The sequence below is a fragment of the uncultured Phycicoccus sp. genome, assembly GCF_947495705.1.
Lineage (GTDB): Bacteria > Actinomycetota > Actinomycetes > Actinomycetales > Dermatophilaceae > Phycicoccus.
In genome coordinates this window covers 64,336-84,283 of sequence record NZ_CANLZR010000007.1, presented here as the reverse complement: position 1 = coordinate 84,283, position 19,948 = coordinate 64,336, and the positions used below count along the sequence as shown (strand labels likewise).

The following is a 19,948-nucleotide window of genomic DNA, read 5'->3' as shown; positions in this document are numbered from 1 at the left end:
CGACCCCGTCAGAGCCCGGGGTCGGTGTCGACCGCCGGCGCGTAGCGGTGCGCGAACGGCTCGACCTCGGCGGGGACGTCCCCGAGGTAGACGACGACGCGGCAGCCCGGGTCGCCGACGGCGATGCGCTCTTCCAGCAGTACGGACGCACCGCTGTCGCTGTTGCGGGCCGCGATGCCGCCGAACACGCTCGACGTCATCCGGCACAGTGCGGGGGCGCGTCGGACGGTGTCGCCGAAGGGGCAGCGCGTGTTCTCGAGGACGATGCGCTCGGGGGTGGCCTCGACGACCCGGAAGCCGCCGTCGATGGCATGCTTCAGGCGGACGTAGCAGCGCCCGAGCTGCTCGGGGGACATCCGGCCCACGACCTGCTCGGCCTGGCGGAACTCCATCTCCATCTGGCTGCCCACGTCCGTGCCGACCTGGGCGACCGCCACCTCGGCGGCATCCGGACCGTGCTGGTCCTCGACCGCCTGCGACAGCTGGACCACGAGGGCGCGCAGGAACGACTCCTTCCCGAAGGCGCCCTCGGCCCGGGCCTCGTCGAGGCGGGGGAGGGCGCCGGTACGGCGTCTGGGCGGGTCGATGCTCACGGCCGGGCGGCGCCGCACGGGCAGCTGGACCGACAACACCGCCCCTGCGTGCTTGCGCAGGGAGGCGCTGACCTCGGGAGCGAGCATCCGCATGATGAGCAGCCCCCGGCCGGACTCCTGGTCGGGGTCCGGGGCGAGCGCGAGCGCGAGCTCGCCCTGCGGGACCTCGAATCCCGGACCGATGTCGTAGACCCTGAGCACGGGCACCTCTGAGGTCCAGGACAACGATACCCAGGTCGGACCTCCGGTGTGCCGGAAGGAGTTTCCTACGGCTTCCGAGACCACGAGCTCGGCGTCGGCCACGGCCTCGTCGCTGCCGGGCACCGCATGCCGAGCGAGGTGCCGCACGACCTCATGCCGCAGCTCGCTGACGTGCTCGACGCGGTCGAGGTACCAGTCCACTCGTCCGGTATACCGTCCCGTGGACCCGATCGAGCCGTTTCGGACAGATCGGATGTCGGCGAGCCGAACCCGGCGTGCCTTCTCGAGGGGTCCGACGACCAGGCGCTTCAGCGCCCGGAGCCCCCGGTCCGGCCGGCCGGGCCCCGCGGGGTGCGCCGGCGATGACGCACGAGTGGTCTGCTCGACGTCACGGGCCAGGATGGCGGTCGTCCGCGGCGCCGTCGCGGAGCCGCTCGACCGACTCGACGACGACCAGGGGGTGGGTGAGCGGCACCATGTGCGCGGCATCCGGGACCGTCACCAGGTCGACCGGCGGGCGTCGGGCCAGCAGGGCACACCAGTCCTCGGAGGCGATGCGGTCCCGGCTCCCCCGGATCACGTGGGTGGGAGCGGTCACGGCCGAGAGGCCGACATCGGTGCGGTACCGCCGCACCTGGTTCATCCCGCGGGACATCGACGAGAGGCCGGTCGCCCGGTACTGCGGGGTGAGGACCGGGACCTCCCAGAGCCGCTCGTGCGGGGCCGTCCGCAGCCATTGGGTGACCATCCGGGGCCAGGTGCGTGCCCTGGTGTCGGTCACGGGGGCGACGAGGACGAGCCCCGCGACCTCGGGGACGCGGCAGGCCGTGTCGACCACGACCGGGCAGCTCGCGGAATGGCCCACGAGGACGAGGGGCGCACCTGTGGGCAGGCACGCGCCGAGCCGCCGGCTCTGGGCGTCGACGGCCAGGTCGGTCCCGGGTGAGGCGCGGCCTCCCATGGACGGCAGGGGGAGGACGGTGGCGTCCGGCAGGCGTTCAAAAACGGGGGCCCACGCGCGGGCGTCGAGACCCAGACCGGGAACGAGGACGACATGGGCCCCGCAGGGAGCAGGCTGCGCCATCGGTGGGCCACCTTCCTCGTCGCCACGCGGGCCGGACCTGCACTCATACTGCCCAGCGGGGTCCGGATCGAAACCGTCTGCCGTCGATGGAGGCACTCCGGCAGCATCGCGCTCCGGCGCCCATCATGCCCTCAGGTCCAGGCGCAGGATGATCTCACCATCGGGATCGCGGTCGCCACGGGGGACGAAGCCGTGCCGGGCGTAGAAGCCGGCCGGACCACCTCTTCCAGGCACGTAGCTGGTGAGGAGCTCGGTCGCCCCGTGCTCGCGCACCAGCGCCACGACGAGGCGCAGCACCTCTCGCCCGTAGCCTTGGCGCTGGTAGCGGACGTCGATGAGGAGCTTCCACAGGAACCAGGGCCCGTTGATGTGTGGTGGCTGCGGCTCCACATCCCAGCTCAGCATGACGAAGCCCACCGGCTCCTCGTCGGCGTACACGGCGCGGTTCCAGGGGTTCCCATGCGGGTTCGCGGCGGCCTCGGCAATCGAATCGGCCACGGTGCTGACGAAGCGTTCCTGCTCAGGGGTGGTGCGCAGCTCGAGGACCGGGCCGAGATTGGCCGCGGTGATCTCGCGCAAGGTGACCGTCACGGCCGGACTCGTCGATCCGCCTGGGCGTACGGCGCGGCCATGACGTCGTCCGAGGAGCGCCTCGATGCAGACGACGCGCGTCGTGCCCTCGACGCCGTCGCCACCATCCACCCCGGCCTCATCGAGCCTCCGGGCACTTCGGACCGGCGGCTGCGGCCGCGACCGCGGCGCCGGTCAGGCGGGAAGGAACGCACGGTACGACCAGTCGGCCACTGACGACGGCACGCCGCAGCTCGTCGATCCTCGACGCCACGTGGTCCAGGTGGCCGCCGGTCGTCGCGAACGCCAGTTCTCCGTTCGCCAGGTCCGACACCCGCTGCCCCGAACCCAGCCCCGGCCCCAGGTAGGCCTCGAGAGCACTGCGCGTGGCCTGGTCGAAGCGCTTGACGGTGGAGGCGAGGACGTGGTCGCGGGCTCCCGGCGTCGTCTGCCAGCGCGTGTCGTAGTACGCGTCCTCATCGGCGCCGATCGCCCACAGCGGACGGTCGGACCTCTCCGCGAGGTCGACCAGTGCCTGGAGGCCGCCACTCTGGGCTGCACCGGCGGCCAGGTACACGACGTCGGCTCCGTCGGCGAGCGCTCGACGTGTCGCGGTGCTCGAGTGGACCGGGTCAACGAATCCCGCATAGTCAGGCGGTGCGGTGAGGTACCGGACGTCGACGCTCACGAGGGGGTCGACGGCAGCGACCCCAGCCACGAACCCCGCCTCGAAGCGATGGAGCACCGCGAAGTCGACTCCGCCGATGAACGCGACACGCCCGGTACGAGTGGTCAGGGCAGCCGCCGCCCCGGCGAGGAATGCCGGCTCCTGATCCGCGAAGGCGAGCACCGTCACGTTCGGACCAGTCGCCTCTCGTTCGACGAGCATGAAATGGGTTCCGGCCCGCTGACGGGCGAGGCCCTCGTAGTCGACATCGAGGGCCGCGCTGAGAACGAGGTCGACCGATCCATCGGCGGTGAGCCGGAGGAGCTCTCGCGTGGCGCCACGGTCGACGACGAGTTTCTCGCGCGTCAGGGTCGTCGTGCGAGCGACCTCGTCGACGCCTCGTTCGATGGCCAGCTCGATGCTGCCGGCGTCGTGGAGGACGAGGGCGACATGGGGTGGCTCCCTGCCTGCGAGGAGCGCCGCTGCCGTGAGCGCCACGACCAGGGCGATGCCGGTGGTGCCGAGAAGGACCAGACGGCTACGGGACCGACGTTCCAGTGTGAGGCGACGTCGTTCCTGCTCCCGCTCGTACGACGCTCGCCGTGCGGCGGCCTCCTGCCCCGCCTCGAGGAAGGCCCGTTCTCGGGGCGTCAGCGCGATCGCGCCTGTCGCTTCCCAGGACTCCACCTCGCCGAGGCGTGCCTCAGTGAGGAGGTAGTCGGGATCACGCCCGGTTGACTCCCATGCCTCCAGGGCGGTGGTGAACGCCCGATGCCGCCGGATGTCCGTGCGATGCCGGTCGATGAGCTCGCGGAACCAGGGCCACGCGTGCAGGAGGGCGTCGTGGGACAGCTCGATGACGCCTCCGCCCGCGGCGTCCCGGTCGTAGGTGATGAGGCGCAGGTCGTTGAGGCGCCCGAGCACCGCCGCAACCTCGGAGGCGTCCGGGAAGGCAGCCGCCACCTCTTCGATGCGGACGACCCTGCGGTGTGCTCGTCCGGTGTCGTCGACGTCGGTCAGACGCAGGAGGACCCGTTCGAGAACCTGCTCACGCTCCGGACCCAGCTCGTCGCGCAGACCATCGGCTCGTCGGGCCAGGGCGGCGCGGACGCCACCGAGCTGGCGGTGGGTGGCGAGAGTCAGCGTTGAGCCGGTCTCCCGATCGAAGAGGTCGGTCAGGGCGAACTGGAGGAGCGGGAGCACTGCGGGCTGCGCCACCGTGTCGCCGATGAGCTCCGCGAGCAGTGCCGGCTCCACGTCGCGGCCCACCCCGGTGGCCGGTGAACGCACTGCCTCCTCGAGCTCGGCTGGAGTCATGGGGACGAGGTTGACGACGCCGTCGATGAACACCTCGGCGAACGCGCGGTGCTGCAGTGGTCGGTCGTACCGATCGGCGCGGAGCGCGGCCACCACGCGGAGCGGCCCGCCGTCTCGCACTTCCTGTGCGAGCCAGGAGAGCACGCCGTCGCAGTCACCCCCCTCGAGGATGTCCTCCAGCTGGTCCAGAACGAGGACGACCGGTCGGGTTTTCTTTCGCTCCCTGACGACTGCCGCTCGCAGTGCGGCCTCAGTGGTCATCGTCCGCGGGGGGATCACGACAGCGCTCCGGTCAAGGCCGTTGAGGCGGGTTCGCCTCAGCAGGGGGATGACCCCGGCCGCCAGCAGGCTCGACTTGCCCCCTCCCGACGGGCCGACGACGATGACCAGGCGGGCGCCCTGGGCGAGTCGGTCCACGAGCTGCCGTGCAAGATCACGCCGGCCGAAGAAGTCGTGCGCGTCGGACTCAGCGAAGGGGCGAAGGCCCTTGTACGGGTTCCGCAGGGCCTGGCGGTCGGCCGGGACTCGGAGGGACGGGTCGTGGACCAGGATGCGCTCGTGGAGTCCCACGAGCCGCGGCGAGGGATCGACGCCGAGCTCGTCGGCGAGCAGCCGGCGAACGCCGGCAAGGGACCGCAAAGCCTCGGCGGGGCGACCTTGCCGGTAGGTGGCCTCCACGAACACGGCATGGGCTTCCTCGTCGTACGGGTTCTCGGCCAGGCACCGTTCGGCCACCGAGCACGCCGTGTCGAGGTCGCCGGAGCGAAGGGCGCAGCGGGCGGCGAGCATCCACGCCTCGGTCCGCACCCGGGCGAGCCGAGGCGCCAACTCGCGACGGACCGCTTCCTCCCTGACGTCGGCGAGCGGGTCCGCGTCCATGAGCGCCAGCAGTGGACGAAGCCGGGCGAGGCCGGCGCCGGGAGAGTCGTCCGCCTCCAAGGACAGCGCGTGGCGGAGGGAGTCCTCCACGACCAGGAGGTCGACCTCGTCGCGTGACAGGTCGAGCAGGTATCCCGGCCGTTGGGTCAGCACGAGCGGCTGGCCGCACGCCTCGCAGAGCCGGCGTCTGAGATCGGACACGTAGACCTGGACGGCGTGCGCAGCCGTCCGCGGGGGGACCTCGCCCCACAGTGCCGCGAGCAGGTGCTCACTGGGCACCACGCGACCGGCCTGCGCAATCAGGAGCGCGAGGAGCGCGCGCTGTCGCGGTGGACCGAGGTCGAGTGCCCTGCCGTCCACCTCTATCGACACCGCGCCGTACAGGCGTGCGAAGATCCGTCGCACGCTCGGAATGTACGCCCGACTGCATCCTTCGCGCACTCGTGCCGCAGCCGCGGTGCCACGTTCGAAGGTGGACGGTGCGCGACCCATGGGCATCAGCGACCCGGGTCCCCCGCTGGTCACGTCAGCGCGCGGCAGACCTCGGCGACGAAGTCGCGGCCGGCCGCGAAGTCGTCCCGTCCGCTCGACTGCACGACTGACTCGAAGTCCATCCCGGGCGCGAACTCGGTGCGCCCCGTCAACTGGAACACCTTCCCCTCGGCGCCCGTCCCGTGCACCATGAGCACCTGGCCGGTCTCCACGAGGACCCGCGTCGTGACATCACCGGGCGTGCCGTAGCGGTAGTGCTGCGTCCAGTGCTGCCGCGAGACGACGGCCGGACCTGAGGTGTCGGGGGCCAAGGTCATCCGGTCCTCCGGGAACGACCGCTGCGTGATGGTGCGCGTTGCGAGCCCCTCGGCGGTGTGCCAACGAGTGGATGTGTCCTCCCCGCGACCGGTGACGTAGACCTCCAGCCCGTCGCAGTCGAACCCCACCGGCTCCGGCCCGTAGCTGGTCCGGCGTTCGCCGTGGCAGGTGATCCCCGCTCCGGTGCGGGCGCACGACCATGTGAAGGTGGGGTTCAGGGCAGGCGTCAGGCTGAGCGGGTCGACCTCGCGCTCGTTGCCGGCGCCCGCGGAGAGCGAGCGCAGCGGCTGACCGGCCGATCCGGCTGGGGGCGCGGCGGCCGCACTCCCGGCGGCGGAGGTGGGTGCCGCGGTGAGAAGGAGCGCGAGGGACGCGCTCCCTGCGACGAGCGCCGCGACGCGGGGGTTCGAGAGGTGGGCGCGCTGTGCAAGGACTGCGAGGGTTGGTGCGGGCATGTCAGCCTCCTGAGCGCATTCGGCTCCCTGTGTGAGCCGGTCTGTGCACGCAGCGTGGTGGCGATCGCTCAACGTCCGCTCAACGCACATGGCGCTGCGTCACGGCCGGTCCGCTGCTCCGGATGGAACGGCAGCCGCCGTCCGGGAATGCCGACGATCCGATGACCCCCCAGGCGCCACTGGGGCGGCGGGGACGGAGTTCCGGCTCGGCTTCCCGAGGCACTGGGTCATCAGCCGGCTCGGTGCCACGTGCCTTCAAGGGCGAACCGTTCCTCCGCGGTCGCTGGGTTCAGCCTGACTCCGTGCACCGGATCCACGTTCTCGGTGACGAGCGCATCGCCATCGAGTCGCCATTCCACCGCAAGGCTGAGGTTCTGGACCCACCTGCCGAGTGCGTCGTAGGAGACATCTCCTTGGTCGCCGAGGACCAACGAGCCATCCTCGTCCTCGACGAAGACGTAGAACTTTGTTCCCGTGAACTCGAGGTGGAACCGGCCGTGACCGTCGTCGAGGAAGTTGGCACGGAGGGCGTCTGGCGTCAAGGTGTAACCCTGCTTGCGCAGCTCCGCGACGTCGATGTCACGGACCCAGCGACTGTCGGGGATTCTGGGGCCGTTCCACGACGTGGCGAGCGTCGAGACCCAGGTCGTGGCCGTCAAGAGGCTCATCCGCGCTGCGCAGCGGTCCTCGGCGACCTCGAGGACCACGCGGTCGGCGAGTCGCGCCACCGTGTAGGTGCCCGGCGCGGTGTCGCGACACGCGTCCTCGGCGAAGAGCTCGGTGGTGACCGCGTCCCCGCGCAGCCACCCCGCGGGCTCGGGGCTACGACCCGAACCGGTCGGCGCGGACGCCGTCATCCGGCCGTCCTCGCCGAAGTCCAGGCCCCACCGCCCGGCGGACCGAGGAATGTCCGGCAGTGCTCTGGCCAACCCGGCGTAGGCCCCCTCTACGCGGGACGTGGGGGTGATGTCGCCCGACGGCCACAGTGCCGCCGGCCGCGCGGGCCAGCCCAAGGAGATGCTCACGACGGCGCAGGCTGCAACAAGCCCCGCAGCGGCGCTGACCAGTCGGAGGGCACGCCTGCGCCGGTGGAGAGCCAGAACTCGATGGAACCGCAGCTCGACCTCTGGTTCCGGCAGACACGCTGCGTACGCAGTGAGGGCGGCGCGAAGCCGATCGTCAACGGACATCATCGGTCACCGCCTCGCCGAGCGTGCGGGCCAGGTGGGCACGGGCCCGATACAGATGCTGTTTGACGGTGGACTCCGATACCTGAAGGGCGCCGGCGATCTCACCCACTGGGCGGTCCTCGAAGTAGTGGAGGACAACGGCAGCGCGCTGCATTGGCGCCAGATCGCGGACGGCCTCGATCACGTCGAGTGCCGGGTCGGAGGGGACCACCGCCGTCGGCCTGTGAGCCCGCGCCTCCAGTGTGGGGCGTCGGCGTTCGCGTGCCGCATGACGGACGGCCATCCGGGTGGCGACCTTCCTCACCCATGCCTGGGGGTGGTCGTATCCAGCCACGGCGTCCCAGTATTGAAGCAGTTTGACGAAGGCTTCCTGGGTGATCTCCTCGGCGGCCTCCCGATCGTGCACGATGAGGAAGACGGTGCGAGTGATCGAGCTGAACGAGGCGCTGAACACCCACTCGTAGTCCGGCCGGTCCTCTGCGCGCATCGCCACTCCCAGTCGAACCACGCTAGTGCGGGCCTGAGCGGTCCGGAACCCACTTCACGGCAGTTCCTGGACGGCCGTGCACACAGCCTCGACGAAGGTCTCCTCCGAGACCACCGTGTCCAGAGGCGCGTCTTCGTAGCGTGTGGTCACACCGTGGTCGGTCACGTGACCGCTGAAGGTGCCGACCTCTCCGGGTGGTTCGACGAGCGTCCCGACCACCCGCAACACCGGGGCTCCCCGCACGGGCCGGATGTCCAGCGGGACGCCTTCGGTGACGACGGTCATCGTCGACAGGTCGCCGGGGACTTCGAACGGCTCATGGAACCGGGTCCGCACACTGATCAACGCCGTTGCAGGACCGGTCGGGGACGTGCTGAGCTCATCGAGGTCGTTCTGGTGCACGTACCTGTCGTAGTTCCTGTAGTCCCAGTCGTAGTACCGCGTTGCCCTGCGGTGGAAGGTGCTCCGGGCGTACACCGGGGCGTCGCAGGAGAAGTCGAACGGCTGCCACTCGTTCACGGCGTCCAGCGCGCCAGTGCACACCGGCCCGGTCTGTTTGGCCTTGCACGACCATGGCGCCAAGGCCGGGTTGAGGGCCGGAACGAGCAACGACTCGTCCACCGGGCCGGGGGGTGGACCGGCCGACGCCGGGGATGACACCAGCTGACCCATAGCAGCGACGAGCACGACGAGGGCCGTCCGCGCGGAGGTGAGCTTCATCGGGGAACTCCTTCCCGGCCCGCGCCGTCGCGGATCTGCCGTCATCTGGGAACAGACGCCAACCGTGCCGAAGGTTGACGCTGTCGAGGCGGCAGCTGGGGGTGGGAGGAGTGACCCGCGGTCAGGCGTCCCGGTCCAGTCCGCCGGCAGGTCTGGTCAGAGCGCGGGTTTCACGAGGTGCCCCCGGCAGGATTCGAACCTGCGACACCTTCTTTAGGAGAGAAGTGCTCTTCCCCTGAGCTACGAGGGCGGGAAGACCGCAGACAAGCCTACGGGACCGCCGGCAGCACGCCGTCCGCCCCGGCTCGGGCCGCCCGCCCGCCCGCTTCCCACATGTGGCCGCCATGGCGGCGAGGAGGTCGAGGTGCGGTGAGGTCGGGGTGCGGTGAGGTGAGACGGCCGGGCGCGGGCATACTGCCCCGGTGACGTCCGAGCCGCTCCCGTCGACGATGCTCGCCGAGCGGGCGGCCACCCAGCGGCACGTCGTCCGCAGCCTCGTCGCGTCGCAGATGCTCGGTGGGGTCGGCCTCTCGGCCGGGGTCGCGGTCGGCGCCCTGCTGGCCGAGGAGGTGTCCGGCTCCGCGAAGTACGCCGGCCTCGGCGGCACCTTCCAGGTGCTCGGGGCCGCGCTCATCGCCATCCCGATGGCCCGGCTCATGGCCGCCCGCGGCCGACGCCCCGGGCTCGCCCTCGGCTACGGGCTCGCCGCGGTGGGCGCCGTCGGCCTCATCACCGCCGGTGTCATCCGCAGCTTCCCGCTCCTGCTCGTCTCGAGCCTGCTCTTCGGCGGCGCGACGGCGTCCAACAGCCAGAGCCGCTACGCGGCCGCCGACCTCGCCCTGCCCGACCGGCGAGCCCGCGACCTCAGCATCGTCGTGTGGGCCACGACGGTGGGCAGCGTCCTCGGCCCGAACCTCGTCGGCCCGAGCGCGCCCGTGGCCGAGGCCCTCGGCCTGCCCCGGCTCGTCGGCCCCTTCGCCTTCTCGCTCGTCGGGCTGGTGCTCGCCGTCGGGGTCATCCTCCTGCGCCTGCGCCCGGACCCGCTCGTCGAGGCCCGCCGACGCCGCATCGCCGACGGAGACGGCGACGGCGAGCACACCCACGGCTCGGTGGTGCGCGGCCTGCGGGTCGTCGCCGCGCGCCCGGTGGCCCGCCTCGGCCTCGGCACCCTCGCACTGGGGCACGCCGTCATGGTCAGCGTCATGGTGATGACCCCCCTGCACATGGCGCACGGCCGGGCCGACCTCACCGTCATCGGCTTCGTCATCAGCATCCACGTCCTCGGGATGTTCGCGTTCTCGCCGCTCACCGGCATGGCCGTCGACCGCTTCGGCGGCCGCGCCGTGGCGATCGCCGGGTCGGCCATCCTGTCCACGGCCACGCTGCTCGCCGCCGCCTCGCCGACGGGGGAGTCCTGGACCCTCGTGGTGGGCCTCTTCCTGCTGGGCCTCGGCTGGTCCTGCACCCTGGTGTCGGGGTCCACGCTGCTGACCAACGGGGTGCCTGCGGCCGAGCGTCCCGGTGCCCAGGGCGCCGCCGACGTGCTCATGGGGCTCGCGGCCGGCGGGGGTGGCGCCATCGCCGGTGTCATCGTCGACCGGGCGAGCTTCCACGCCCTGGCCCTGACCTCCCTGGGCTTCGCGGTGGCCATCGCGGTGCTCGCGCTGACGACCCGCGTCGTGGGGCGCCGGCCCGCACCGGTGGCCTGACGCCACCGCGCCCGCTGCCGCCGAGCGGTCCGAGCCGTCCGGCCGACCCGCCCCGAGCCTCCCCGGGCTCGAGGGCCCCCGTTGTTAGCCTGCCGGAGTGACTGCGAGCGGCCGGGCGCGCGAGGCACGCCCCCGTCAGAGGGCTGCCGACCGGGCGAGCGCTCCCGACGACCCGAGACGGGGAGGACACCTGAGCGTGGCCCCCGATCCCGCCGACCTCCGAACCGAGCGCGTCGCGAGGGCGCGGTCCGACTGGACCCGTCACCTCGTCGAGCTCGGTGGACCCAACACCCTGCTCTGGTACCGCGACCTCCCCGTCGGCACCGTCGACCTGACGACCGCGCACCTCGCGACCCGGAACGCCCTGCTGTCCGGTGACCCAGCCCTGCTGTCCGAGCTCGTCCGCGAGCCGCAGGCCTTCGACGACGCGGCCCGCCGGGTCGCCCGGGTCCACGACACCGCCCGCCACCTGGAGTCCGAGCACGGCATCCGCACCGCGTTCCTCGGGGTCGGCACAGCCTCCTGGACCGTCGTCCTGCCCAACGGCCGGGTGGCGCCGCGCGAGCCCGCCGCGCCCGTGTTCATCCGCTCGTGCCGGATGCGTCCCACGGACGCCCGACGCCGCGACTGGGGCCTCGACCCGGTCGGCGAGCTCGAGGTCAACCCGGCGCTCGTGCACTACCTCGCGTCCGAGCACGGGATCGACCTCGACACCGGCCGGCTCGAGGCCCTCGCCACCCCCGACGGGGTCGTCGACCCGTACCAGGCGTACGCGGCCCTCGCCCAGGCCTGCGCGGGCGTGCCGGACTTCTCCGTGGACCCGCGCGTCGTCCTCACGACCTTCCCGTACCACAAGGTCTCCCTCGTCGCGGACCTCGCGGCCCAGGCCGACACCCTCGCGCGGCACGACGTCGTGGCCGCGCTCGCCGGTGACGAGGACGCCCTCCCCGCCGTGTCCGTGGGCGCCGACATCGAGGCCCTGGCCGCCGACCCGACCCGCGACGTCCTGCCCCTGGACGCCGACACCTCCCAGCGCGAGGCCGTCGAGGCCGTCCGCGCCGGCTCGCACCTCTACCTCCGCACCCCGCCCGGCACCGGGGCCAGCCAGACCGTCGCCAACCTCGTCGCCGCGCTCGCCGCCGACGAGCAGCGGGTCCTCCTCGTCTCCCCGAAGCGGGCCTCGATCGACGCCGTCCTGGAGCGGCTCGCGTCGGTCGGCCTCGACGACCTCGTCCTCGACCTCGCCGACGGCGGGCATGCCCGAGGCCGCGCCGTGCGCGACCTCGCTACCGCCCTCGAGCGACGGCTGGGGGAGACGTCCCTCGGAGGCGCTGCGCCCCGCGGCGCTCGAGGCGACAGGGTCTCGGAGCGGGAGCGGGAGCGGTCGGCCGCGGCGGCGCTGCTCGACGGGCACCTCGCCGCCCTCCACGGCCGGCGCGACCCGTGGGCGACGACGCTCGCCGAGATCCAGGAGGAGGTCAGCCGGTACTGCCTGCTCGACGCCCCGCCCCGGTCCCGGGTCCGCGTGACGGGCGCCGCTCTCACCCGCCTCGACCGCGAGACCCTGGACGACGCCGCCGCCACCCTCGTGCGGCTGGCCCGGCTCGCCGCGTGGGACGGCGACGGAGCCGACGACCCGTGGTTCGGCGCGACCCTCGACGACGCCGACGACGTGGCGGAGGCCCGCCTGCGGGTCGAGCGGCTCGCCGGTGGTCTCGTCGAGCAGACCCGGCGGACGCTCGCCGACGTCTTCCGGGGCATCCACCTGCCGGCCGCACCGACCGTCCTGGACTGGCAGCGGGTCCTCGACACCGTCGGCGAGGTCCGCAACACCCTGGAGCGCTTCCGCCCCGAGGTCTTCGACATCCCCCTCGGCGACCTCGTGGCGGCGACCGCGTCCGCAGCGGAGCGGCGCCGTACCGGCACCGACCTCGGGCTCATGGACCGGTGGCGGATCCGGCGCCAGGCACGCTCGCTCCTGCGTCCCGGGCGCCCGCCGGCCGACCTGCACGCCGCGCTCCAGGAGGCCGAGGAGCAGCGGGACGCGTGGCGTGAGCTGGCCGGCTCCGGGGGGCGCCCCGAGATCCCCGTCGAGCTCGACCGCGCCCAGCTCGCCCACCAGGAGCTGGTCGACGACCTGGCCTGGCTCGACGCCCGGCTCCCCGGCACCGACGACGCGCCGCGCCTCGTCGAGCTCGACCTCGTGACGCTCGCGGCGCGGGTCGACGGGCTGGCCGCCGCCGCCCAGGCCCGGCTAGACCCCGCCCCGGACGAGCGCCGGGCCCTGGACCGGCTCGACACCCTCGGGCTGCTGCCGCTCGTCGAGGACCTGCGGGACCGCCGGGTGCCCACCGACCGCGTCGAGACCGAGCTCCGGTGGGTCTGGTGGTGCTCCCTGGCCGACCACGTGGCGGAGCTCGACGACCGGGTCTCCGCCCACTCCGGGCCGGCTCTCACCGACGCCGTCGACACCGTGGTGCGTGCCGACCTCGAGGCCCTCGCCGCCCGACCCGCGCAGGTGCGAGGTGCGGTCGCCCGGCACGTCGAGCGGGTGTGCGGCGCCCACCCGCGCCAGCCGGCCCTGCTGCGCGACACGGCCGGTGCCCGGCACGGCCCCGGTGGGCTGCCGGCGCTCGTGGCGGCCGCGCCCGACCTGCTCACGGCGGTCCGCCCGTGCTGGGCGACGAGCCCGCTGCTCGTGCCGTCGGTCCTCCCGCCGGGCGAGCTGTTCGACGTCGTCGTCATCGAGGAGGCCTCGCTCGTCGCGCCGGCCGAGGCGGTCGCGGCCATCTCCCGCGCGCGCCGGGTCGTGCTCGTCGGCGACACCCAGCAGCTGCCGCCGGCCCCGTTCGTCGTGTCGGCCGGGGTCGACGCCCCGGAGGAGACCGGCACCGAGTCGGTGCTGGACGCGCTCGACGGCGCCCTCCCGATGCGGACGCTCACCTGGCACTACCGGGCCCTGGACGAGCGGCTCGTCACGTTCATCGACGGCGCCCTGTACGACCGCTCGCTCGTCACCTTCCCCGGCACGGACTCCGCGCCCGTGCTCCGGCACGAGGTGGTCGACGGCCACGGGGTCGTCGAGGAGGGGGAGGGGGCCGTGGAGTCCACCACCGCCGAGGTGGAGCGCGTCGTCGCGCTCGTCCTCGAGCACGCGCGGGCCCGCCCCGACCGATCCCTCGTCGTCGTCGCGCTGTCGCCCGGGCACCGGCGGCTGCTGGAGGCCGCGATCCGGGACGCGGTCGACGGGCTCGACGGCCGGGCCCTCGCCTTCTTCGACGAGTCGCGGCCCGAGCCGTTCGGGGTGCGCGACCCCGACGCCGTGCAGGGTGAGGCGTGGGACGACGTCATCGTCACCGTCGGGTTCGGCAAGACCCCGCACGGCCGCGTGCTGCACCGGTTCGGCCCCCTCGGCACCGACGCCGGCCATCGGCGTCTCGCGGTGGCCCTCACCCGCGCCCGTCGCGGCCTCACCGTCGTGTCCACGATCCGGGCCGACGACCTCGACCCGGACCGGTTGCGCACCGTCGGCGCCCGGCTGCTGCGGGACCTCCTCGAGCACGCGGAGGCCGCCTCGGCGACCGAGGAGGTCCGGGCCGCGCCCGACGGTGAGGGGGGGTCGGTCGTGCTCGGCGACCTCGCCCGCCGGCTGCGGACCCGGGGCCTCGTCGTGCACGAGTCCGTCGGTACCTCCTCGACCCCGGTCGAGCTGGCCGTCGAGGACCCCACCCGGCCCGGGCACCTGCTGCTCGCCGTCGAGTCCGACGGGCCGGACTACGCCGGGGTCGCGTCGTCGAGGGACCGTGACCGGCTCCGCATCGCCCAGCTGGAGCTGCGGGGCTGGCAGCACCTGCGGGTCTGGTCCACCGACGTGTTCCGCGACCCCGCCCGCGACGTCGCCCGGGTGCTCGACGCGGTCGGGGTCCGCCAGGCCCCCGGTGAGTGAGCACCCCGCGGGCGAGCCGGCCGGCGACCCACCCGACGAGCCGCCCGCCGGCGAGCGGCCGCCCCGGCGCCGTCGGCGCCGCCGCGCGGTACGCCCGGCGACCAACCCCCGCACCGACGACGCCCCCGACGTCGCGCCGCCGCGCGAGCCGGGCCGCGAGGACGAGGGCCCGCACGAGCGCTGGCTGCGCGAGCAGCGCCCCCCGCACTGGGAGTAGCGCACCGACGAAGGCGGCGACCCGGCTGTGGGTCGCCGCCTTCGTCGGCGGTGGGGGAGGCCGGTCAGACGCCGCGGCCCGCGCGGAGCTCGTCGCGGATCTCCTTGAGGAGCTCGGTGTTCGGGTCGATGGTGTCGGCCGCAGGCTCCTGCGGGAAGAACCGCTCCTTGGCGCTCTCGTACGGCTTGACGATGAAGAAGTACACGACGAACGCGATGAGCAGGAAGGCGACGAGCGCGCTGAGGAACGGGCCGACGGTCTGGTAGCCGCCGGGCTGCCACTCGTCGAAGCTCGGCGCGCCGCCGGCCTTGGCCAGGGCCTCGATGACGACGTCGGTGAACGCGGTGACGACGGTGGCGAAGGCCGCGCCCATGATGAACGCGACGGCGAGCTCGACGAGGTTGCCGCGCATGATGAAGTTCTTGAAACCCTGCATGGCAGGTCCTTCCGTTAGGCGATGTCGCGTCGAGCGTAGGGGGGCGCCGCCGGGGCCGCTGCGCGCAACGCCGCCACGGGAGGGCCGTTACGGCGCCATGACCGCGACGTTGACGACGGGTGGACCCTCGAGGCCACCGTGCCCGCCGAGGACCGCGCGGGCCGCGGCACCGGGGAGCGCGAGGACCGCCCCCCGCCCGGCCGGCGGGCCCCCGCCGAGGGCCGTCGTGGCATCGACGACCTGCGCGTCGACGGCAAGGACCCGCGCGCCGGTGGCGAGGGCTTCGCCCCCACCCGTGGGGTAGACCGTGACGCGATGGCCCGGGACGAGGAGGTCGACCCCGGCGGGGTCGGCGAGCAGGACGTGGAGGGCCACCTCGCTCGCCGCGAGACCTTCGGCCACCGTGCGCGGGACGAGCCGGGACGAGGTGACCGCCTCGCCCGGCAGGAGCGGGCCGCCGACGCGACGCCCGACGGCGCCCGCGGTGGTGGTCACCGCGCCGGGCTGCCGGGCGAGCAGGGGCACCGAACGGACGGCGACGTCGCCCGGCTCGAGCACCGCCCCGGGGGCCACGGCCCGGGCTGCGACGAGGACCGTGACGCCGGGCGGGGGCGGCGGGCGAACCGTGTGCAACCCGACGAACGCAGCCCCGGCGACGCAGCAGGCGGCCGCTGCCCGACGCAACAGGCCTCGGCGCCACCGCGCCCGGCGCCCCGGGCCGGTGAGGCCCGGGAAGGGACGGGGGAGGGGCGCCATGGGCCCGACGCTAGGTGGCGTCTCGGCCCGGCGAGTCGGTCAGGACGAGGCTGTGGACGAGGACCCGCCCGACGAGGACCCTGTGGACGACGCGGCCGCCGTGCCCGACGACGAGCCGGACGACCCGTTGCTGCCCGCGGACGAGCCGCCGGTGGACCCGGACCCGCCGCTCGTGGACGCGCTGGACGCGCCCGACCCCGACGACCCGCTGCCGGCGCCGGCCCGCGAGTCGGTGCGGTAGAAGCCGCCGCCCTTGAACACGATGCCCACGGCGTTGAAGAGCTTGCGGAGCCGGCCGGCGCACTCGGGGCAGGTGGTGAGGGTGTCGTCGCTGAACGACTGGACGACCTCGAAACGGTGGTCGCACTCGGTGCACGCGTAGGCGTACGTCGGCACGGTGTCCTCCTCGGACGGCGTCGGGGCGCCGCCGGTCCCGGCACGGTCGGTGCGGGCCCCACGGCAGCGCGGTCGGCTCCCAGGATAAGGGAGCATCGGGGCCGCCGAGAACGCGCCGGTCCGCGGCCGTGCTACTTCACCTCGGCCCGGGTGATCCACCAGATGCCCAGCGCCAGGGGCAGTGCGACCCAGAGCCCCACCGAGGTGCCGAGCTGTGCCCACTGCTCGCCGGTGAGCGACCCCGTGAACAGCGGTTCCATCGTCCGGTTCAGGTCGAGCCACTCCGCGGCGGTCCGGGCTTGCGGCACGAGCTGCCCGACCAGGCTCCAAGCCGTCGGCAGGGCGAAGTAGGCCACGACGGCGGCGGGGGTGTTCCGCAGGAGCATCGCGAACCCGACCGCCTGGAGCAGGCCGAGCAGCACGTAGCCCGCGGCCCCGAGCACGGCGGTCCCCGCGAGCTCCCAGTCGCCGGTGGCCCCGCGGAACGCGACCGCCGCCCCGTGCGCGGCGGCACCGAAGGCGAACGCGGTCAGGACGGCGACGACCCCCACGCCCAGCGCGGCAAGGGTCTTCGCCCAGGCGACGCGGGGGCGTCGGGGCTCGAGGGTGAACGTGACGAGCGCCGTGCGCTGCGACCACTCCGACGTCACCGCGAGGATCCCGACGACCGGCAGGAGCAGCGCCATCGGCATCGTCGTGGCCTGGAGGTAGTCGGCGAAGGGGTGCTCCCCGCCGTCCTGCACGAGCAGGACCGTCAGGGCAGCGGCGATGACGGCGCCGATGCCGATGACGAGCCAGCGGCCGGCGCGGGTGTCGAGCATCTTGCGCAGCTCGACACCGGCGAGCCGGAGGAAGGGAACCCCGGAGGCCGGCCGGGGCCCCGGCAGCGGCTCGGGCAGCCCCGGCACGGCCCGGTCCGGGGCGGCGGCGGTGACCGTCGTGGCGCTCATGCGGCCACCCCCTCGCGGGACGAGGAGGCGGTGAGGTCGAAGAACATCTCCTCGAGCCCCCGCTCGTCGCCGCCGCGCAGCTCGACGAGGGCGACGCCGGCCGCGAGCGCGGCCCGGCCCACGGCTCCGGGGTCCGCGTCGACGAGCAGACCGCCCGCGGCGACGGGGGTCACCGTCACGGACTGCGCTGCGAGGGTCGCGGCGAGCCGGGCGTCGTCGCTGGAGCGCACGACCGTGCCCGAGCCCGCGAGCAGCTGCTCGGTGGGTCCCGAGGCGACGATGCGCCCGCCGCCGATGACGACGAGGTCGTCCGCGACCCGCTCGATCTCGTTCAGCAGATGGGAGGACAGCAGGACGGTGCCGCCGCGGGCCGCGAAGTCCCGGAGCAGGCCCCGCATCCAGCGGATGCCCGCGGGGTCCAGCCCGTTCGCCGGCTCGTCCAGGACGAGCACCTCGGGGTCGCCGAGCAGGGCGTGCGCGATGCCGAGCCGTTGCCGCATCCCCAGGGAGTAGTTGCGGATCCGCCGGTTCGACTCCTTCGGGGTCAGCCCGACGAGGTCGAGGAGCACGTCGACGCGACGCCGCTCGACCCCGGTGAGGATGGCGCCGAGGGTGAGGACCTCGCGGCCCGTCCGACCCGCATGCTGGGCGGACGCGTCCAGCAGGAGCCCGACATGGCGGCCGGGGTTGGGGAGCGTCGCGTAGGGACGGCCGAGGACCGTCGCCGTGCCGGCCGAGGCCGGGGTGAGGCCGGCGACGACGCGCATCGCGGTCGTCTTGCCGGCGCCGTTGGGGCCGAGGAAGCCGGTGACCCGGCCGGGGCGCGCCTCGAACGAGACGTCGTCCAGGGCGGTGAAGGAGCCGTATCTCTTGGTGACGTGGTCGACGGTGATCATGGGCACGAGACTGCCGGTGGCTCAGCCATCCCGGCCATGAGGGACGGGCCTGAGCGGACCCTGAACGCCGGGCGGGACGCTCAGGGTCCGCCGTCGGTCCACTCGGCCAGGCGACCCCCACGGCTCACCTGGTAGAGCCGCTTCTCGGTCCGGGCGCGGACGGCCGTCGGCGCGACGACGAGCAGCTGGTCGCCGTGCCGCAGGACGTCGCTGTCGCGGGGGACGAAGGACCCGCCCCCGCGGACGACGAGGGCGACGTTCGCCCCGGTGGGCAGGCGCAGCTCGAAGACCCGCACCCCACCGATGCGGGAGTCCGGGCCCACGTCGATCTCGAGCAGCTCGGCCCCGAGGTCGGTGAGGGGGGTGGTCTCGACGGCCAGGTCGATCTGGTGGTGCCCGCCGGCCAGCCGGAGCCGGCGCGCGACCCACGGGAGCGTCGGTGCCTGGATGAGGGTGAACACGACGACGAGGACGAAGACGAGGTCGAACATCCACTCGACCCCCGGTGTCCCCGCGGTCACCGGGACGGTGGCGAGGACGACGGGGACGGCGCCGCGCAGGCCCGCCCACGACAGGAAGGCCTGGGTGCGCCATGGCATCCGGAACGGGGTGCAGGAGACGAGGACCGACAGCGGCCGCCCGAGCAGGAGCAGCGCGGCGCCCACCACGAGGGCGGGCACGACCTGGGCCGAGAAGCCGCTGGGGGACGCGAGCAGGCCGAGGAGGACGAACAGCCCGATCTGGGCGAGCCACCCGACGGCCGTCGAGAGGCCGACGACCGCCGGCCGGTGCGGCAGGGGGAGGTTCCCCAGCACGAGCGCGGCGAGGTAGCACGCGATGAAGCCGGAGGTGTGGGCCGCGTCCGCCACCGCGTAGGCGAGGACCGCCACCGACAGCACCCCGATGGCGAAGAGGGCGGAGGACGTCGTCGCGACGAGACGGAGCAGGCGCGCCCCGAGCCAGCCGATCGCCAGGCCGATCGCGGTCCCCCCGGCGAGCTCGAGGACCGCGAGGACCAGGATGTGCCACCACGCCTCGGTCTCCGCCCCCGGCGCGAGACCGGCGGCCAGGGCAGTGACGAGCAGGACGACCGGTGCGTCGTTGAACCCGGACTCGGCCTCCAGCATCCCCGAGACCCGGCGGGGCAGCGGGACCCGGCGCAGCACCGAGAACACGGCGGCCGCGTCCGTGGAGGCGACGACGGCGCCGATGAGCAGCGACACCTCCCAGGACCAGCCGAGCACGAGGTGGGCGACGGACCCGACGACGAGGACGCTGACCGCGACCCCGACCGTCGCGAGCACCCCGGCGGGGGCCACCGAGCTGCGGATGCCCGACCACTGGGTCGTGATCCCGCCCTCGACGAGGATGAGGACGAGCGCCGCGTAGCCGAGCACCTGGGTGAGCTGCTCGGAGTCGTAGGCGATGCCCAGCCCGGACTCCCCGAGCGCGAGCCCGATGCCGAGGTAGATGAGCAGCGAGGGCAGCCCCGACCGCAACGACAGCCGCACGGCGGCGACCGCGACGACGAGCACCAGGCTGCCGACGAGCAGGGCCAGGGTGAGGTCGTCGAGGGAGAAGCCCGAGGGCTCGCCGCCGGCCGCAGCCTGCAGCGTTCCCGCGGGTGTCAAAAGGGACCGTCCTCGTGTCGTCGGTGGTGGTGACCTAG

17 protein-coding genes and 1 tRNA gene are annotated in these 19,948 nt (G+C 73.8%); 3 read left to right on the top strand and 15 right to left on the bottom strand.

Annotation, left to right across the window (positions count from 1 at the left end; all coding sequences use genetic code 11):
• Positions 1-8 precede the first annotated feature (8 nt).
• From Q0963_RS11265 to Q0963_RS11225, 9 genes are all read right to left on the bottom strand, one after another.
• The gene (locus Q0963_RS11265; RefSeq protein WP_299445705.1) at positions 9-995 is read right to left on the bottom strand and encodes a methanogen output domain 1-containing protein; all 987 of its coding nucleotides are present in this window, start codon (positions 993-995) and stop codon (positions 9-11) included.
• A 187-nt stretch (positions 996-1,182) separates the two neighbouring features.
• A complete protein-coding gene (locus tag Q0963_RS11260) occupies positions 1,183-1,755 on the bottom strand; it encodes an alpha/beta fold hydrolase (protein ID WP_367180058.1) in 573 nt (190 codons plus the stop codon).
• 246 nt (positions 1,756-2,001) lie between these two features.
• Complete coding sequence (locus Q0963_RS11255) at positions 2,002-2,469, bottom strand: N-acetyltransferase (protein ID WP_299445701.1); 468 nt, start codon at positions 2,467-2,469, stop codon at positions 2,002-2,004.
• 118 nt (positions 2,470-2,587) lie between these two features.
• Positions 2,588-5,803, bottom strand: coding sequence for a BMP family ABC transporter substrate-binding protein (locus Q0963_RS11250; protein WP_299445699.1), 3,216 nt, complete (start codon positions 5,801-5,803; stop codon positions 2,588-2,590).
• A gap of 29 nt (positions 5,804-5,832) precedes the next feature.
• Positions 5,833-6,576: a hypothetical protein gene (locus Q0963_RS11245; RefSeq protein ID WP_299445697.1), complete on the bottom strand. Its 744-nt coding sequence runs from the start codon at positions 6,574-6,576 to the stop codon at positions 5,833-5,835.
• Between the two features lie 230 nt (positions 6,577-6,806).
• The gene (locus Q0963_RS11240; RefSeq protein WP_299445694.1) at positions 6,807-7,769 is read right to left on the bottom strand and encodes a hypothetical protein; all 963 of its coding nucleotides are present in this window, start codon (positions 7,767-7,769) and stop codon (positions 6,807-6,809) included.
• The gene (locus Q0963_RS11235) at positions 7,756-8,253 is read right to left on the bottom strand and encodes an RNA polymerase sigma factor (protein ID WP_299445691.1); all 498 of its coding nucleotides are present in this window, start codon (positions 8,251-8,253) and stop codon (positions 7,756-7,758) included. The genes Q0963_RS11240 and Q0963_RS11235 overlap by 14 nt, the downstream gene beginning before the upstream one ends.
• A gap of 54 nt (positions 8,254-8,307) precedes the next feature.
• Positions 8,308-8,973 carry a hypothetical protein gene (locus Q0963_RS11230; RefSeq protein ID WP_299445689.1) on the bottom strand — a complete coding sequence of 222 codons (666 nt, stop codon included), beginning with the start codon at positions 8,971-8,973 and terminating at the stop codon, positions 8,308-8,310.
• Positions 8,974-9,151: 178 nt separating this feature from the next.
• Positions 9,152-9,223 (bottom strand) — tRNA-Arg (locus Q0963_RS11225).
• A gap of 172 nt (positions 9,224-9,395) precedes the next feature.
• On the opposite strand from Q0963_RS11225, the gene Q0963_RS11220 reads away from it, so the two are divergent.
• The 3 genes from Q0963_RS11220 (at position 9,396) to Q0963_RS11210 (ending at position 14,845) form a co-directional block, all read left to right on the top strand.
• Entirely contained in the window at positions 9,396-10,682 is a 1,287-nt protein-coding gene (locus Q0963_RS11220; RefSeq protein WP_367180057.1) for an MFS transporter, read from the top strand.
• Positions 10,683-10,878: 196 nt separating this feature from the next.
• Positions 10,879-14,628: an AAA domain-containing protein gene (locus Q0963_RS11215; protein WP_299445687.1), complete on the top strand. Its 3,750-nt coding sequence runs from the start codon at positions 10,879-10,881 to the stop codon at positions 14,626-14,628.
• The gene (locus Q0963_RS11210; protein ID WP_299445685.1) at positions 14,621-14,845 is read left to right on the top strand and encodes a hypothetical protein; all 225 of its coding nucleotides are present in this window, start codon (positions 14,621-14,623) and stop codon (positions 14,843-14,845) included. The genes Q0963_RS11215 and Q0963_RS11210 overlap by 8 nt, the downstream gene beginning before the upstream one ends.
• A gap of 64 nt (positions 14,846-14,909) precedes the next feature.
• Here the strand turns inward: Q0963_RS11210 and Q0963_RS11205 are convergent, their stop codons facing one another.
• The 6 genes from Q0963_RS11205 to Q0963_RS11180 all read right to left on the bottom strand — a co-directional run bounded on the left by Q0963_RS11205 (position 14,910) and on the right by Q0963_RS11180 (position 19,910).
• On the bottom strand, positions 14,910-15,281 hold the full coding sequence (locus tag Q0963_RS11205) for an MscL family protein (protein WP_299445683.1): 372 nt from the start codon (positions 15,279-15,281) through the stop codon (positions 14,910-14,912).
• Positions 15,282-15,368: 87 nt separating this feature from the next.
• Positions 15,369-16,037, bottom strand: coding sequence for an SAF domain-containing protein (locus Q0963_RS11200; protein ID WP_299445681.1), 669 nt, complete (start codon positions 16,035-16,037; stop codon positions 15,369-15,371).
• Between the two features lie 39 nt (positions 16,038-16,076).
• Positions 16,077-16,433, bottom strand: a complete 357-nt coding sequence (locus tag Q0963_RS11195; RefSeq protein ID WP_299445680.1) for an FmdB family zinc ribbon protein — start codon at positions 16,431-16,433, stop codon at positions 16,077-16,079.
• A 131-nt stretch (positions 16,434-16,564) separates the two neighbouring features.
• Positions 16,565-17,383, bottom strand: coding sequence for an ABC transporter permease (locus tag Q0963_RS11190; protein ID WP_299445678.1), 819 nt, complete (start codon positions 17,381-17,383; stop codon positions 16,565-16,567).
• Entirely contained in the window at positions 17,380-18,279 is a 900-nt protein-coding gene (locus Q0963_RS11185) for an ABC transporter ATP-binding protein (protein ID WP_299445676.1), read from the bottom strand. The genes Q0963_RS11190 and Q0963_RS11185 overlap by 4 nt, the downstream gene beginning before the upstream one ends.
• Before the next feature lie 80 nt (positions 18,280-18,359).
• The gene (locus tag Q0963_RS11180; protein ID WP_299445674.1) at positions 18,360-19,910 is read right to left on the bottom strand and encodes a potassium/proton antiporter; all 1,551 of its coding nucleotides are present in this window, start codon (positions 19,908-19,910) and stop codon (positions 18,360-18,362) included.
• Between the last annotated feature and the right edge of the window lie 38 nt (positions 19,911-19,948).